15 protein-coding genes are annotated in these 16,178 nt (G+C 36.4%); 13 read left to right on the forward strand and 2 right to left on the reverse strand.

What is annotated here, in order from left to right; translation table 11 throughout:
* Positions 1-130: 130 nt before the first annotated feature.
* Both ABLC00_RS09280 and ABLC00_RS09285 read left to right on the forward strand, forming a co-directional pair.
* A complete protein-coding gene (locus ABLC00_RS09280) occupies positions 131-2,092 on the forward strand; it encodes a TonB-dependent siderophore receptor (RefSeq protein ID WP_033847066.1) in 1,962 nt (653 codons plus the stop codon).
* Positions 2,093-2,228: 136 nt separating this feature from the next.
* Positions 2,229-2,630, forward strand: coding sequence for a transcriptional repressor (locus ABLC00_RS09285; protein ID WP_032048208.1), 402 nt, complete (start codon positions 2,229-2,231; stop codon positions 2,628-2,630).
* Between the two features lie 72 nt (positions 2,631-2,702).
* Here the strand turns inward: ABLC00_RS09285 and ABLC00_RS09290 are convergent, their stop codons facing one another.
* Complete coding sequence (locus ABLC00_RS09290; protein WP_033847065.1) at positions 2,703-4,484, reverse strand: bifunctional UDP-sugar hydrolase/5'-nucleotidase; 1,782 nt, start codon at positions 4,482-4,484, stop codon at positions 2,703-2,705.
* Between the two features lie 307 nt (positions 4,485-4,791).
* Between ABLC00_RS09290 and ppk1 the strand changes: the two genes are divergently transcribed.
* The 10 genes from ppk1 to ABLC00_RS09340 all read left to right on the forward strand — a co-directional run bounded on the left by ppk1 (position 4,792) and on the right by ABLC00_RS09340 (position 13,417).
* A complete protein-coding gene (gene ppk1 / locus ABLC00_RS09295) occupies positions 4,792-6,867 on the forward strand; it encodes a polyphosphate kinase 1 (RefSeq protein ID WP_004887241.1) in 2,076 nt (691 codons plus the stop codon).
* A 223-nt stretch (positions 6,868-7,090) separates the two neighbouring features.
* On the forward strand, positions 7,091-7,165 hold the full coding sequence (gene pqqA, locus ABLC00_RS09300) for a pyrroloquinoline quinone precursor peptide PqqA (RefSeq protein WP_001982218.1): 75 nt from the start codon (positions 7,091-7,093) through the stop codon (positions 7,163-7,165).
* A 75-nt stretch (positions 7,166-7,240) separates the two neighbouring features.
* On the forward strand, positions 7,241-8,152 hold the full coding sequence (pqqB, locus tag ABLC00_RS09305) for a pyrroloquinoline quinone biosynthesis protein PqqB (protein WP_004887239.1): 912 nt from the start codon (positions 7,241-7,243) through the stop codon (positions 8,150-8,152).
* An 8-nt stretch (positions 8,153-8,160) separates the two neighbouring features.
* Positions 8,161-8,919, forward strand: a complete 759-nt coding sequence (pqqC, locus tag ABLC00_RS09310) for a pyrroloquinoline-quinone synthase PqqC (RefSeq protein ID WP_000195110.1) — start codon at positions 8,161-8,163, stop codon at positions 8,917-8,919.
* A complete protein-coding gene (gene pqqD, locus ABLC00_RS09315) occupies positions 8,916-9,200 on the forward strand; it encodes a pyrroloquinoline quinone biosynthesis peptide chaperone PqqD (RefSeq protein WP_004887236.1) in 285 nt (94 codons plus the stop codon). Before pqqC ends, pqqD begins: the two co-directional genes overlap by 4 nt.
* Entirely contained in the window at positions 9,197-10,351 is a 1,155-nt protein-coding gene (pqqE, locus tag ABLC00_RS09320; protein ID WP_004887235.1) for a pyrroloquinoline quinone biosynthesis protein PqqE, read from the forward strand. The genes pqqD and pqqE overlap by 4 nt, the downstream gene beginning before the upstream one ends.
* 16 nt (positions 10,352-10,367) lie before the next feature.
* Complete coding sequence (locus tag ABLC00_RS09325) at positions 10,368-11,420, forward strand: dipeptidase (RefSeq protein WP_004887232.1); 1,053 nt, start codon at positions 10,368-10,370, stop codon at positions 11,418-11,420.
* 579 nt (positions 11,421-11,999) lie between these two features.
* On the forward strand, positions 12,000-12,176 hold the full coding sequence (locus tag ABLC00_RS09330; RefSeq protein ID WP_000920232.1) for a hypothetical protein: 177 nt from the start codon (positions 12,000-12,002) through the stop codon (positions 12,174-12,176).
* 253 nt (positions 12,177-12,429) lie between these two features.
* Entirely contained in the window at positions 12,430-12,666 is a 237-nt protein-coding gene (locus tag ABLC00_RS09335) for a hypothetical protein (protein WP_000044007.1), read from the forward strand.
* 163 nt (positions 12,667-12,829) lie between these two features.
* Positions 12,830-13,417 carry a uracil-DNA glycosylase family protein gene (locus ABLC00_RS09340; RefSeq protein ID WP_000582748.1) on the forward strand — a complete coding sequence of 196 codons (588 nt, stop codon included), beginning with the start codon at positions 12,830-12,832 and terminating at the stop codon, positions 13,415-13,417.
* Between the two features lie 9 nt (positions 13,418-13,426).
* Here the strand turns inward: ABLC00_RS09340 and ABLC00_RS09345 are convergent, their stop codons facing one another.
* The gene (locus ABLC00_RS09345) at positions 13,427-14,986 is read right to left on the reverse strand and encodes a phospholipase D family protein (RefSeq protein ID WP_002084057.1); all 1,560 of its coding nucleotides are present in this window, start codon (positions 14,984-14,986) and stop codon (positions 13,427-13,429) included.
* A gap of 436 nt (positions 14,987-15,422) precedes the next feature.
* Between ABLC00_RS09345 and ABLC00_RS09350 the strand changes: the two genes are divergently transcribed.
* Complete coding sequence (locus tag ABLC00_RS09350) at positions 15,423-15,890, forward strand: hypothetical protein (RefSeq protein WP_006580909.1); 468 nt, start codon at positions 15,423-15,425, stop codon at positions 15,888-15,890.
* The last annotated feature ends 288 nt before the right edge of the window (positions 15,891-16,178 follow it).

Genomic DNA, 16,178 nt, shown 5'->3' on the forward strand with positions numbered 1-16,178 from the left:
TGATTATCATTATATAAATAATAATTACTTTTATCTTGAACAATAAAAGTCATGGGGCTATCATGCTCGGCACATCATAAATGATAACAATTATCATATGGTAATCGTTATAAAGTATAAGGACCGAGAAATGACGTTAACAAAAAAGGCGCTGGTGGTCGCCCTCTCAACACTGCTTCCATTTGCAGTCCAAGCAAATACCGATATTGACCAACAGGACACAAATGAACCTGTTCAAAAACTTAAAACTATTGTGGTTTCTGCTGCTTTAAAAGAACAAGATGTAGATAAAGCACCTGCATCGATTAGTGTAATCACAAGTGAAGATATTGAACGTAGCGCGGCACTCAGCCTTGCCGATGTTTTACAAAAACAAGCTGGGGTTTATAACTATAACAGTGGCCAAGATAAAATCGTTATACGGGGAATGCTGAATACCTCAGGGAACTACACCTTAATTCTTTTAAACGGTAAACGCATGTCATCTAATGGTGCCATGTGGCGAGGCAATGACTTTGACTGGAGTGCGATTCCTTTAAATAGTATTGAGCGTGTTGAGGTGATTCGTGGGCCAATGTCATCTCTCTATGGTGCAGATGCGATGGGCGGTGTCATTAACATCATTACAAAAAAAGCAGAAGATGGACAATTACACGGTTCTATTTTTGGTCAATATAACCGAGCAGACCGTGGTGATGGTAAAAACCAGTACCGTTACGGGTTTAACCTATACGGTGGTTTAACCGATAATTTAAGTTTCACTCTGGCAGGTGATGCTTATAACCGCGATGCATGGTATAGAAAGGGCCAGCCAGATCCAGATGGTGCATATTTTGTAGAAAAAGATACCAAAAACGTAAATGGTACTTTAAGCTGGAATATTAATGACCAGCAAACCTTAGATCTAGATTTGGGCTATAACAACGATAAACGCCCGCTAACTCAAGATGCAGCTACCTCCATTCAAGAATCAGAAATGAAACGTACCAATGTGGGGATTGCTCACCGTGGTAAATGGGCTTGGGGTAAAACAGAAGCTTATATCGGTAAAGAAACCGCCAAAATTTATGACTATGACAGTGAATACGATGCGCCTCAAAGCCGTCACTATAAACAAGAAAATTTAATTGGCCGTGCTTTTGCCAACTTTGACTGGCTCATGAATAATACGACCAGTGGTTTTGATTATAAAGATCAGAAAATTACAGATGTCGTAAGTTATATCGGCACTGGAAAGAATCAGCAAAAGAGCTACGGTATATTTGTTCAAAACGATACCCATATTAATGACGCACTTACCTTAACATTAGGTGGTCGTTACGACGATTTTGATGACTTTGATGGTAAAACCACAGGTAAAGCCTATTTAGCATATCAACTCGCTGAAGGAGTCATACTTAAAGGTGGCGTGGGACAAGCTTATAAAGTTCCGGCTCCTGCTCAGTTAGACATTAACTACTCGATGATTTCATGTGGTGGTAGCTGTCATATTCGAGGTAATCCAAATTTAGCACCCGAAGAAAGTACAAACTATGAAGCATCCTTAATTGTGACCCGTCCAAACTGGAATGCTGGCGTTACAGTTTTCCAAAACGATGTGAAGAACTTGATTGAAGCAATTACCTTGAGTGATGGTGACCCGCGTTTAGTAGGTGATTTTAGAAAAATCTGGACCAATGTGAGCCGCGCAAAACTGAAAGGTGTTGAGCTTACAGGTGGATATGATTTCACTGACAATTTAGGTGTTAAGGCAAACGCAACTTATCTCGACGCAAAAAATAAAACCACAGGTAAAGACTTAACCGAACGTCCAGAATGGCTTGCCAATGGCTCTATTTCCTGGGCGCCAGTTCAAGACTTTCGTGTCAATGCAGGCGTGAGTTATGTAGGCAAACAAATGTACTCTGCAACTAAGGAGTTGCCAGCATATACCACCTATGACGTGACATTTACTTCTCCTATTACGCCACGTTTAACACTGGACTATGGTGTAAAAAACCTGACAGATGTTGATTTGGAGGATAAAAACAAAACCTTTAATACCAAACTTTATGGCCGCAATTACTTCTTAAAAGCGACTTATAGTTTCTAAGCTAAATCTAGTCTCAAAGCTTATTCATAGGGGAATAGGCTTTGAGTTTTTTAGTAAAACACCCATGATTTCAAGTAAATATAGACAAAATAATTTTTAAAAATTCCTATATTTCTAAACATTCAGGTTAATTAACATGACGACAATATCAAAATCCTTATTAAATGGACTACCGATAAAAAAATCGAGAATACAGGTTTTTGAAATTTTAAATCAGAATCCACACGGCTTAAGTGCAGATAGTATTTATGCACAAATTAAAAATGAACATAAAATAACGCTAGGGACCATTTACCGAATTTTATCTGAGTTTGAAAATCGAAAACTTGTTAAAAGAGTGTTCTTGGGAAAAAGTAAAAGTATTTATAAACTCAGAAAAGATAAAATGAGCTGTAACCTGATTTCTCTAAAAACTGCTGAAACTTCAAGCTTTGAGCATGAAAAAGTGAATGAACTATTATACGAAGTTATGGATATTATTTTTGCAAATACTGGAGCTGACATCAGCAGTGTAGAACTTAACCTCTATACTGAATAAAAATTTAGTTTAAATTTTCATATAAAAATAAAGGACAGCTTAGTACTGTCCTTTATACGTCATTAAATGAAATTATTTGATGACTTTAATTCGAGTTGTAGACGGAATAATGAGTGGAGAATTTTTAGCAACATAGCTTTCAAAGGCATCAATATCTTGACCACCACCAACGCGGTTCTGGCCATCTTTTAATACAGTGAAGTTGTCACCACCATCTGCTAAGAAACTATTTACCGTTACACGGTACACCTTGGTGTCAACTAATGGAGAGCCTGCCACCATAATATTGCTTGCTCTCGGTGAAATAGTTGTATTTGCTGAATATTGATAACTTAACTCTTTAGACGGCTGTAAAATTTTAGGAGAACTTGCATTTCCACCAGACCATTGTTGCTCAAGCACATCTCGAATTTGTTTACCAGTTAAACTCAATGTCACAATAGAGTTACCAAAAGGCTGAACCGCAAAAATATCACCAAAAGTAATTTGGTTATTGTTATTAATTAAGAGGTCGGCACGTACACCACCTGGGTTCATGAGTGTAAAGTCTGAACCTTGGTCGCTTGCTTTAAGAGCAGAGGCTTGTTGTGCATCGGCAATCATATCACCTAACGGACTTTCACCACTTTCGACTTGAGTACGGCTCACAACGGCAGTAGAAGTTCCAACTACGCGTCCAGAAATGGTTGTTACCGCCTGACGGTATTTATCTAAAATCGCTTCAATACTTGGTGTCTTACTAAATTTTTGATAAAGATCTGTAAGGCTTACGGTCGTTGTGCCTGAAGTATAGGCCTCACTTTGAATCGGAATTTGTTTAGCATCTTTTTTAATGATATCGCCAGTTTTACCGTCTAGCTCAATCTTAATATCGGTAATAAGTGTGCCGTATTGGCCAGCTGAAGTAAGTAAGAATGGCTTAGCTGGATTTTTAGTTGCATAGTCACAAATATAAGATTGATGCGTATGCCCTGAAACAACAATATCAACTGCCGGATTTAAGCGATCTAAAATACCTAAAATAGGTCCACTTAAGCCATCACAAGTTTTTTCATTAAGTTTAGTACTTGGTGCAGCACCTTCGTGAACAACCACAACAATTGCCTGAATTCCTTGTTTTTGTAGTTCAGGAATTAGCGCATTGACCGTATCCGCTTCATCGCGAAATTCAACATCTTTAATGCCGGCTGCAGAAACAATACTTGGAGTCGCTTTAAGTGTTAAACCAATAAATGCTACTGGAATTCCGCCATACATTTTGACTTTATAAGCTGGAAAAATAGTTTTACTTGCATCGTTTTTCATTGCGACGTTAGCTGCAAGGAAATTAAATTTCGCCCCACTAAAGTTTTTATTAATTTGGCAGGGTGCTGTACTTGTATATTGTTGACATCCACCATTTTGCAAACGGCGTAACTCATCTGTACCTCGGTCAAACTCATGGTTACCGACTGCATTAAAGTCAATTTGAATATCATTCATGACGTCAATGGTTGGCTCATCTAAAAATAATGAAGAAGTGAGTGGCGAAGCACTAATTAAATCACCCGCTGAAACAACAGCATTATTTGGATTTTGAGCTCTAAGTTTTTTAATTGCGTCTGCAAGGTAACTCACACCACCAACTGGAATACGAACTGTTTGAGACGCGTCATTAGGGTTAGCGGCATCAACGTAGCGTTTAGGTGGCTCTAGATTTCCGTGAAAGTCATTAAAAGCTAAAATATCGACAATCTGGTTACTTCGGGGCGCAGATGTATTTGAATCACTGTCATTGTTATCATTACAACCGGCTAATAAAGCCATCGCCAGACATAAAGATGTTGTCTTAAATAATATATTTAAAGTTGTCATTTTTTATCAATTGGTGAATTAAGATGCATAAAAAATACGCATACTGTGTGAATATTTGATGAAAACTAAATCTTAATCAAAATCAGATGATCTTTAAAAAATTAATGCTAAGATAATATTAGAGATAAGCTAATAAAAGGAAATATTTAAGACACATAAATAGATCTTAATTTTTAAGTTTTTCATAAAAAATTCATGAATTTGCAATAAAACAGTTACAAAATGTTCAGTGAATAAAATCGGTTATATATTTTTAAATTAATCTTTTTTATTCATGTTCACTTTTTATCCATTATAAGAGTCAAGAATGACATCATTACCTACATTATCTAGCTCAAACCAGCATAATTTAGAGACATATATCAATAGAGAACTCTCTTTATTAGAGTTTCATAAGCGTGTGCTCGCTCAGGCCAAAGATATTGAACACCCATTACTTGAACGTTTAAATTTTTTAATTATTTTTTCACGTAATCTGGATGAATTTTTTGAAATTCGTGTGGCAAGTTTAATCCAGAAAATTAGCCTAATGACACAAGCGACTGGACCAGAAGGTCTGCCATTACCAGAAGTATTAAAGCAAATTTCGAAAAATGCTCATGAAGCCGTTGAAGAGCAATATAAGATTTTAAATTATACGTTGTTGCCACAGTTGCAAGGCTATGGCGTCCACTTTATTCAGCACGGCGATATATTAGAAAAACATAAAGAATGGATTAAAGAGTACTTTTTTAAAGAAGTACAACCTGTAGTTACACCAATTAGTCTTGATCCTGCACACCCATTTCCACGGTTAGTTAATAAAAGTCTTAACTTCATTGTGACTTTGGAAGGCAAAGATGCTTTCGGACGTCAGATTGATTTAGCTATTGTGCCGGCACCGCGTTCTTTACCAAGACTTGTTAAAATTCCGGAGCATATTTCCGGTGGTGCAGAACATTACATTCTGCTCTCTGCCATTATTCACCAGCATATTTCGGATTTATTTCCGGGTATGAAAGCGACAGGCTGTCATCAATTTCGTGTGACCCGAAATGCTGATTTAACCGTTTCTGAAGATGTAGAAGACTTGGCGGCAGCTTTAAAAGGTGAATTATCTTCACGCCGTTTTGGTCAAGCAGTTCGTTTGGAAGTAGCAAAAAAATGTCCTGAAGAAATTGCGAACTATTTATTAGAGCAATTTGATTTAGATGCAGAACATCTTTATTACGTCGATGGTCCTGTCAATTTAGCCCGTTTTATTTCCAACTTTGATTTGCCAGAGTTGCGCTATAAACCGTATCAACAGGTTTTACCAAAACTTCTCTATAGCAAAAAGCCAATTTTTGATGTGTTAAAAGCAGGGGATGTTTTACTTCATCATCCATTTGATTCTTTTGCACCCGTTATTAAGTTTCTTCGGGAAGCTGCTCAAGACCCAAATGTCTTGGCAATTAAACAAACCTTATACCGTAGTGGTGCCAACTCGGAAATCGTTCAACTTCTTGCAGAAGCGGCGCGTAACGGTAAAGAGGTCACTGCTGTTATTGAGTTACGAGCACGTTTTGACGAAGAGTCCAATATTGAAGTAGCTAACGTATTGCAAGAAGCAGGTGCAGTTGTCGTTTATGGCATTGTTGGCTATAAAACTCACGCTAAAATGATTTTAGTTGTTCGCCGTGAACAAGACAAAATTAAAAGATATGTCCACTTAGGTACAGGCAACTATCATGCGGTGAATGCCAAAATTTATACCGATTTTGGCCTGCTTACGAGTGATGCTGAAATTTGTGAAGACGTACATAAGATTTTCCAAGAACTGACCGGTATGGGCAAAATGGCAAAGCTTAAGAAACTTTTTCATGCACCTTTTACCTTGCACTCTCAGTTGCTAGAGCTTATTGAACAAGAAATTAAAAATAGCCTTGCTGGCAAAAAAGCACACATCATCATTAAAGTGAATGCGCTTACTGAACCACAGCTCATCAGCGCGCTTTATAAAGCTTCTCAAGCGGGTGTACAAATTGATTTAATTATTCGCTCAATTTGCTGTTTAATACCACAAGTTACAGGGTTGTCCGATAATATTCGAGTACGTTCAATTGTTGGACGCTATTTAGAACATACTCGAGTTTACTATTTTTATAATGATGGTGATACAAAAGTGTTTTGCGCTAGTGCAGACTGGATGGAACGTAATTTGTTCTCTCGTATCGAAACCTGCTTCCCAATCGAAAGTAAAAAATTAAAGAAACAAGTGATTGAAGATGGGCTAAACAATTATCTAAAAGATAATCGTCAAGCATGGGAACTACAAGCCGATGGAACTTGGGTGCAATGTCAGCCTAAACCAGAGCAAGATCTTTATATTGCACAGCAATACTTAATGAACTTAGCCGTGTAAAAGTTCGGTCATAGCAGAATATTTGTCTGTTATGACCTTTTAATCACCTTTGATTGATAAGGAGTTATTAAAATTTGGACAAAAAACACAATTATCGAACAATATCTTGTATCAACCTTATCTACAAACGTGGCATTTTTAATTAGAATAAATTTTTAATTGCTTTATAAGATTTAATCAAGTGATTCATTTCGCAAGATTAATCCTGACTGGAGAAAAATTTATGCAATGGACAAAACCAGCTTTCACTGATTTACGTATTGGTTTTGAAGTAACAATGTACTTTGAAGCACGTTAATTATTTCTATTCAAATCTGACATAAGCCCTAGTTTTGTTCTAGGGCTTATGTCTTTCTAATAAGATATTAATTTTATGTATATTTATATTTTAGGTTCAGCGGCTGGAGGCGGCTTCCCTCAGTGGAACTGTAATTGTCCTAATTGTCATGGTGTTCGTACAGGTAAAATTAATGCCAAAGTACGAACTCAATCTTCAATTGCGGTTTCAGAAAACGGCGTAGACTGGATTTTATTAAACGCATCACCAGATATCCGTCAGCAATTATTTGACTTTAAAACAGCTCAACCTGCACGTAAATTACGTGACACGGGCATTACCAACGTTATTTTGATGGATAGCCAACTTGACCATACCACTGGACTGTTAACTTTACGTGAAGGCTGTCCAATGAATGTGTGGTGTACAGAAATGGTCTATCAAGACCTGACCACAGGTTTTCCAGTCTTTAATATGTTGAAGCACTGGAATGGCGGTCTTCAATACAATGAAATTAATCCTAAACAAGCTTTTAAAATTGATGGTTTTGAAAATTTAGAATTTTTACCTTTAATTATTCAAAGCGCGGCACCGCCATATTCACCACATCGCCATGACCCGCATGAGGGCGACAATATTGCCTTAATCATCAAAGATCGTAAAACACAAAAACAGTTGTTTTATGCACCAGGGCTTGGAAAGATTGATGATCAAATCATGCAGATTATGCAAAATTCTGACTGCGTCATGATTGATGGCACACTCTGGACCGATGATGAAATGCAGCAAACGGGTGTAGGTAAAAAAACTGGCCGTGAAATGGGACATTTATATATTAGTGGGGAAGGCGGTTCACTGTCTTATTTGAACCAACTCAATACACCCAAAAAAGTGCTGATTCATATTAACAATACCAATCCGATTTTAAATGAAGACTCTGCTCAATTTGCTGAACTAAAAGCACATGGTGTAGAAGTTGCCTATGATGGCATGCAGATCGAACTCTAAGGTGAAACATGACTCAAACACCTGAAGCTTTAACAACCGAACAATTTAAACAGGCCATTATTGATAAAGGTCAGTATTATCATATCTATCATCCATTTCATGTGATGATGTATGAAGGTAAAGCCACTCAACAACAAATTCAGGCTTGGGTTGCAAATCGCTATTATTATCAAATCAATATTCCACTCAAAGATGCCGCGATCATGGCAAATTGCCCAGACCAACGCGTACGTCAGGAATGGATTCAGCGCATGATTGACCAAGATGGTGAATATCCTGACGGTGGTGGACGAGAAGCATGGTTACGATTAGCCGAAGCTGTAGGTTTGAGTCGTGAACAAGTGATTTCCGAAGAATTGGTTTTGCCGGGTGTTCGCTTTGCTGTAGATGCCTATGTAAATTTTGCACGTCGTGCATCATGGCGTGAAGCCGCAAGCAGCTCTTTAACTGAATTATTTGCACCGCAGATTCATCAATCTCGCCTTGAATCATGGCCACAACATTACCCTTGGATTGATGACAAGGGCTATGAATATTTCCGCTCTCGTTTAAGTCAAGCACGCCGTGATGTTGAACATGGTTTAACAATTACGCTTGATTCATTTACCACTCATGAGCAACAACAAAGAATGCTGGAAATATTGCAGTTTAAACTGGATATTTTATGGAGCATTTTAGATGCCTTAACACTGGCATACGTACACAATGAAGCACCATATCATAGCGTGACTCAAGAACGGGTATGGCACAAAGGACTATTTAAATGAATAAAGAACAATTTGATGTAAATCTTGTGCCTACATGGCGACAAGGTTATCGCTTTCAATTTGAGCCTGCTCAAAATAGTTTTGTCATTTTATATCCTGAAGGCATGATTAAATTAAATGAAAGTGCAGGGGCCATTGGACAGTATATTGATGGGAAAAATAATGTCTCTGCCATTATTTTCCAGCTCAAGCAACAATTTGGCGATATAGCCGAAATTGACAACGATGTTATTGATTACATGTTAGTTGCCCAGCAACAACACTGGATTGATTTAGTATGACAGAAGGTGTTGGCCTACCTTTATGGTTATTAGCGGAGTTAACTTATCGTTGCCCGCTACAATGTCCATATTGCTCAAACCCTTTAGACTACGCGCAGCATAAAAATGAACTGACCACACAAGAGTGGTTTGATGTTTTTGATCAAGCGCGTCAAATGGGGGCAGTACAACTCGGTTTTTCCGGTGGCGAACCTTTGGTGCGTCAAGATCTGGAACAGCTTGTGGCGCATGCACACCAACTAGGCTTCTACACCAACCTGATTACCTCAGGCATGGGACTTACCGAACAGCGTATTTCGCATTTAAAGCAAGCTGGCCTAGACCATATTCAAATCAGCTTTCAAGCGAGTGATCCGGTCGTTAATGATGCTTTAGCTGGGTCGAAACATGCTTTTGAACAAAAGTATGAAATGTGCCGACTTGTTAAGAAATATGATTATCCGATGGTCCTCAATTTTGTAATTCATCGGCATAACATTGACCAGATCGATAAAATTATTGAGCTTTGCCTTGAACTCAATGCAGATACAGTCGAACTAGCAATTTGTCAGTTTTATGGTTGGGCATTTTTAAACCGTCAGGGTTTATTACCGACACAAGAACAACTCATACGTGCTGAACGTATTACCAATGAATATCGGGAAAAGTTAAAAGCGCAAAATCATCCTTGCAAACTTATTTTTGTAGTGCCTGATTATTATGAAGAAAGACCAAAAGCCTGTATGAATGGCTGGGGTAAAATTTTCTTTACAGTTGCTCCAGATGGTATGGCTCTGCCTTGTCACGCAGCAAGACAATTACCGATTTCTTTCCCAAATGTTCGTGAACAAAGCCTATCAAAAATCTGGTATGAGTCTACCGGTTTTAACCACTTCCGTGGTGATGCATGGATGCCAGCAGGATGCCGTAGTTGTCCAGATAAAGACCGCGACTTTGGTGGCTGTCGTTGTCAAGCTTATATGTTAACAGGCGATGCAAGTAATGCAGATCCTGTTTGTAGTAAATCGCCGTATCATCAGCTCATTGAACAGGCACGTGCCGAGAGCGAATTCGATGCAACTCTAGAAAAACTGGTATTCCGTAACACTAAAAATTCAAAGCAATTTACGGTTCAACAAAACATTCCGGTTCAAAATATTGTAGATGATTAGCTATGAGAAAACCGATATGAACCATGGCATATTGCCTGTTTTTGATGGCCATAATGATATATTAACCCGTTTGTGGTTAAGTGATCATAGCAATCCTGCTCAGGCTTTTATTCAGGAACGTTTAGCAGGGCATCTCGATTTAAAACGCTGTCAAGAAGCGGGTTTTGTCGGTGGGATGTTTGCTATTTTCTTGCCGCCTTTTCATTATGTTAAGCAGCATCATCCCAACAAACTATTTGACCAAAACGCGTCTGACTTTACCCAACAGCAAATTGAGCAAATTTGTCTGGCACAACTCGATTTAGCAAAACAACTTGCCGAGTATTCTAACGATATTCAAATTTGCACAACTGTTCAGCATATTCAGCACTGTTTAGCAAAACAAAAGTTAGCCATTGTATTGCATATGGAAGGCGCCGAAGCACTACAGCACAATCCAGATTTACTCGATGTATTTTATGATGCAGGGCTTCGTAGCATTGGGCCGCTTTGGAATAGACCCAGTCGTTTTGGACATGGTTTAAATGCTAAGTTTCCCCATTCACCAGATACGGGAGCCGGCCTTACACACGAGGGGAAAGCATTTATAAAACGCTGTACTGATAAAAAAATGGTGATTGATGTTTCCCATATGAATGAACGAGCTTTTTGGGATACCGCTAACATTCTTCAACAGCCCATAGTCGCGACCCATTCGAATGTACATGCCTTATGTCCACAAGCCAGAAATCTAACAGATGACCAACTTAGGGCGATCAGGGACTCTAAAGGCATAGTCGGGGTAAATTTTGACGTTGCATTTTTACGTAAAGACGGGCAGCGCGATGCCAACACATCTATTGATGTACTTTTAGAGCATCTTGAATATTTAATAGATCAAATGGGAGAAGATTATGTCGGTTTTGGTTCCGACTTTGATGGAGCACTTATTAGCGATGAAATTGAAGATGTAAGGGGACTACACCTACTTATTGAAGCAATGCAAAAGCGACATTATTCCAATGAAAGTATAGAAAAAATTTGTTTTTCTAACTGGTTAACCGTACTCAATCGCATTCTAGATAAATAATTTATTGCTAAACATATTGAAAATAGCGAATTATTTTGCATTTTTTATTGGCCGAAATGACTAAAAAAAGTACAAATGGTTTAATTGTCAACCATTCGGTAAATTAATTAGAATCAATATTACTGAATGTAAGAACATTTGGTATTTCAGGTCTTTAGTGGTTTTCACATGCGCCCATTTCTTTTTGAGAAGTAGAAATGGGCGTTTTTTATTGCTTATTTTAAAAATGAGAATTTCATCACAAGAATGACCAATTAATTGCAAATGGTCCCTTTCCCATCTTGACTAAAAGTTCAGCATTAAATACATTGGAACTGTATTTAAAGATAAATAAGATTGCTTAAAGCAATTAATAATACTGCTTAATCCTGAAATACAGTAAAAAGCCTATTCCATTTTTAGAATAGGCTTTTTGCTTTGTATCAAAATTTATTTTTGAAACTACTATACTCTTCAATTAACATAAAAATTAAATACCTTACAAAAGCGACTCAAATCAAAGCCCTTAAATAACAAATAATGTGCTATTAATTTAAGTTAATTTCTCAAAAGTTTCTCCGTCAACTGAAGAGGTGCAAAATGTTAAAATCAATTTTAGTACTAGGAACAGGTATTGCCATTGGCATGTGCGTATACAAGAAGAAGCAAAAAAATAGTAAGAGTTTTAGTACCGATAGCGATACTGACACATTGATTAGTAAAGATAATAATAAAAACAAAGATGATAGTTCTCTAGATAATGCTGTACAGGTTTAAAAGTAAATAAAGGGGTTCATACGTGGGCCCTTTAAATATTATTTTCTATAAATTAAATTTATTTAAAATAATAAACTTTTTTTACAAGTTCATCTAATATTAATTTTTATTTTAAATAATTATTTCACTATTCATTTAATTATTAAATAAATATGTTTAAAACAAAAAAAACACTTCAAATGCTAAATTTTACATGTTGTAGCAAAACTCCCTTTATTATCTTTAACGTTAAGAATAAAAAATGGAGACTAAAATGTCTAAACGTCATATTTTAAAAGAAGTTAATGCAAAAAGTATGTGTGGTATGGAAATTGTGGTAGAGCAAATTTTTGAAAATGCGTTGGAAAAAAATTTAGCTTCAACCGAAGTAGAGCAAAACTGGTTACCACTTTCGAAGATTGTCATTTCAGACAAAGTTATCAATTTAGATCAAGACAATACCTTTGCCCATCCAAGAACAGGTAAAGTCTTTAAAATTTTAAACTCTTAAGCAGTTTGGTTACTAACATGCATATAAACGAAATGATTGAGGCGAAACAACAAAATGTTTCGCCTCAATGCATTTAATTAAGTGAATTTGCATTTCTTGACTCGTGATTAACCTAAAAATGCGTTAAGTTACTTATAATTTTTGAAGTAAATACTGATTTTTTATGATAATTGAGATAGAAACCCATCCACTACAACCATTTTTACCTGAAAATGCCCGTTTATTAATGCTAGGGAGTTTCCCACCTCCTCGTAATAAATGGAAGATGGACTTTTATTATCCAAACTTTCAAAATGACATGTGGAGAATTTTTGGCTTAATCTTTTTCCAAGACAAGACCTATTTTTTAAGCGAAAATCAGAAAACATTTAATGAAGAACGTATCCGAAACTTCTTAACTGAAACAGGTATTGCCATTTTCGATACGGCTTATCAAATTAAACGCCTCAAAGGTAATGCTTCCGACAAATTTCTGGAAATTGTCACACCCACAGACTTGGCGGCTTTGCTTCAAAAAATCCCTTTATGCCAAACTATTATGACTACAGGGGACAAAGCAACTGATACCTTAATTTCAGTTTTACCTGAGAACACTGAAAAACCTTTAATTGGAACATCGACAACAACTTATTTTGCCGACCGCAATATTCATTTATATCGGTTACCGTCATCTTCTAGAGCATATCCACTAGCGCTTGAGAAGAAAGCAGAAGCCTATCAAAAATTCTTTAATGAAATAGGTTTCTTGTAATATTCAAACTTACATCATCCACTCAATAGGCAGGTAAGAAACAGCTTTAATCATTGTTCGTTGAAAACGGCTGGTTCCCGGGTCTTTATCGTATTCAATGACTTGCCCATTCGACTGGTAATCTAGCCAAGTAATTTCACCTTGGCTATTTAGTTTTAACTGATAGGCCACTTGAGGTAAATGTTGATCTAACATAACGGAAATCTGAGTTTGTAATTGGCTAGATTCAATGACTAAACCTACTTCGGTATTTAAATAAGTAGAGCGAGGGTCAAAATTAAAAGAACCAATAAATACTTTGCCATCTACATCAAAAAATTTCGCATGCAAACTTGATTTATTTTTACCTTTTGCCGGTATAACGCTACCCGTTACGATTTCGTACCAAGTTCTACGTCGCCGTTCTAAAACAGGTTTAAACTCATAAAGCTCAATACCATTTTTAAGCATTTCTACACGGTATTGACTATAAAAAGCATGTACGATCGCAACATCATTCGCAGCAAAAGAGTTAGTTAAAGCACGAACTTTAATTCCTTCAACTCGCAGTTGTTTCAAATAATACGTACCTTGTTGAGTGGGTACAAAATAAGCAGAAGCTAATTCTAAGTGCTGCTTGGGTTTACCCATAATAGACATGACTTGCCCATACAGCATTTCATGTTCAGCTGCGGTACCTAAAATTTTCTTGGGAGAGTCTGCTACAAAGTGTGCTTTAGACCATTGTATAGGGTTGTGCTCTAAAAGCTCTTTTAGATAAGACTGAGCATCATAAAGTTTATCTTCAGTCAGACTATGGTTTTCATGGTGTAATTGTTCGTAATGCTCTCTTAGTGCTTTTAAATGATGCTCAGCACAAGTACCAATCACTTTAGTCGCGTCTACACTTAAGGTACTTTCCCAAAAGTCAGCAAATACAGCTTGGGCATGCCGTACAGCATCTCCATAAAACAAAATATCTAAATCTGTAAATTGAAACTTACTGCTTGCTTCAAAATATTCACTACTGATATTCCTACCACCGGTTACTGCAATTGAAGCATCTGCAATTATGAGCTTGTTATGCATACGGTGATTCACTTTTTTGAAGCGAAAAATATAGTCGAATATTCTTAAATATCTAAATTTATAAGGATTAAATAACCTAATTTCAAAATTGGAATGCTGTAAAAGGCTTCTTAATATGCCATCGAGTTTTATACCGTTTTGATCATCAATTAACAGTCTGACTTTTATGCCTCGATCTGCCGCCTTCAGTAATTCATGCAAGATCAGATTACCCACAAAATCATTAGTCCAAATGTAATATTGTAGATCTATGGTTTCTTTGGCATTTCTAATTAAATAAATACGTGAAGCGATACTCATAAATGCATCATCGAGGGCTACAAAAGCGGTAAGACCCTGACGTGTTTTTTCTTCTGCTGCCTCATCATTCAACCAATTATTTGTCTTTATCACTATATCTTTCTCATTAGGATCGTATGTATCTGTATAAGAAGGTAAATCAGTAAAACCCCAAGCACTTAAGGCCATAGTACTATACTGCTCATATAGCTGATTGATCATGTAAGCATTTAATTTGCATCCAAGTTAGATCTATCAGAGCATTCTTATATTCAATTTATATGTCAAAAACCTCAATAACTGTATGATTTTGTTGTACTCTAAAAAACTATAAAATTAAAATATAATGAAAACAATGTATTAGTAGAGATTAAAATTTTACTAGCGGCGTGTTAAATAATCATTTTGATTGTGTGAGCTGTATTTTACTGCAAGAAATTATTTCGATAATTTATGAATTTCACTTATAAAACTGTGACATATTACTCCTTATTTTTATAAGTTGTGTTTTAACATGCGCCCTAATTTCACAAGTTCACATTACTTACAATGAGGACACTAACTACTACATTAAAACACATGATTTCTATCATACTTCCTTAAAAAGCTGCATAAGCAACCTACCAAACAATGGAAGGTAGAAGGAAGGAGATAGGAAATGCCACAATATTTAATGATTGCTGAAAAGGTATATAAAAAAATTGAAGAAAATAATCTTTTTTCTGATACTCCGACTGAACATTTGAATAACTTGATAGGCGTAATCCGTAAAGAGATTAAAGGTACAAAATTTAAGCTTAAATATAACTTTATTGACTTTGAAGAATGTTTAACAAAGCCACTGGATGAATGCGCCGTTAAGATTGATATTAGCCTAATGCCAAGCCATAAAAATAAAGACGAATATATTTTATGGTTAGCGGGATTTATAGAAAGAATGACGACAGGTGGGGAGACTCATCTTCCTCCTATTTCAAAATTTATTCCACCAGACTTTAAATTTAACTGTGAATTTGATAGTGGTCATACTCAGCCAGTAGAAGTACAGAGACATGATGAGGGGGAACTTATCATTAATTACTTTAAATCAGAGCCCTTCATGAAAATTATAAAAGAAGAAAAATAATTTAAAGAATAGAAGTGTTTCCACCACACTTCTATATCGCTGTCAAAATTCAGCGACCGCCTTCTGGGGCGGTTTTTTTATGGAATTAGCAAAATTCCTTGTTATGTTGATGTCTTCACATAAGTTTTCACTATGAACATAACTCACTTGTTCGCTATAAAAATGGATACAGAAATCAATGTTAGCTTTTTATTATCTTCATGATTTAAGGAGATATAGAAATTTTAAAAGAGAGTTAAATTGCTTCCTTGTAGACAATTTAGTCTAGATGTATTCTGAATCTATAAA

The sequence above is a fragment of the Acinetobacter nosocomialis genome (assembly GCF_041021905.1).
GTDB classification, from domain to species: domain Bacteria; phylum Pseudomonadota; class Gammaproteobacteria; order Pseudomonadales; family Moraxellaceae; genus Acinetobacter; species Acinetobacter nosocomialis.

Bases quoted from the DNA above. Each gene is read 5' to 3' on its own strand.
- ABLC00_RS09280 (WP_033847066.1), top strand. From the start codon at position 131: ATGACGTTAACAAAAAAGGCGCTGGTGGTCGCCCTCTCAACACTGCTT.
- ABLC00_RS09285 (WP_032048208.1), top strand. From the start codon at position 2,229: ATGACGACAATATCAAAATCCTTATTAAATGGACTACCGATAAAAAAA.
- ABLC00_RS09290 (WP_033847065.1), bottom strand. From the start codon at position 4,484: ATGACAACTTTAAATATATTATTTAAGACAACATCTTTATGTCTGGCG.
- ppk1 (WP_004887241.1), top strand. From the start codon at position 4,792: ATGACATCATTACCTACATTATCTAGCTCAAACCAGCATAATTTAGAG.
- pqqB (WP_004887239.1), top strand. From the start codon at position 7,241: ATGTATATTTATATTTTAGGTTCAGCGGCTGGAGGCGGCTTCCCTCAG.
- pqqC (WP_000195110.1), top strand. From the start codon at position 8,161: ATGACTCAAACACCTGAAGCTTTAACAACCGAACAATTTAAACAGGCC.
- pqqD (WP_004887236.1), top strand. From the start codon at position 8,916: ATGAATAAAGAACAATTTGATGTAAATCTTGTGCCTACATGGCGACAA.
- pqqE (WP_004887235.1), top strand. From the start codon at position 9,197: ATGACAGAAGGTGTTGGCCTACCTTTATGGTTATTAGCGGAGTTAACT.
- ABLC00_RS09325 (WP_004887232.1), top strand. From the start codon at position 10,368: ATGAACCATGGCATATTGCCTGTTTTTGATGGCCATAATGATATATTA.
- ABLC00_RS09330 (WP_000920232.1), top strand. From the start codon at position 12,000: ATGTTAAAATCAATTTTAGTACTAGGAACAGGTATTGCCATTGGCATG.
- ABLC00_RS09335 (WP_000044007.1), top strand. From the start codon at position 12,430: ATGTCTAAACGTCATATTTTAAAAGAAGTTAATGCAAAAAGTATGTGT.
- ABLC00_RS09340 (WP_000582748.1), top strand. From the start codon at position 12,830: ATGATAATTGAGATAGAAACCCATCCACTACAACCATTTTTACCTGAA.
- ABLC00_RS09345 (WP_002084057.1), bottom strand. From the start codon at position 14,986: ATGATCAATCAGCTATATGAGCAGTATAGTACTATGGCCTTAAGTGCT.
- ABLC00_RS09350 (WP_006580909.1), top strand. From the start codon at position 15,423: ATGCCACAATATTTAATGATTGCTGAAAAGGTATATAAAAAAATTGAA.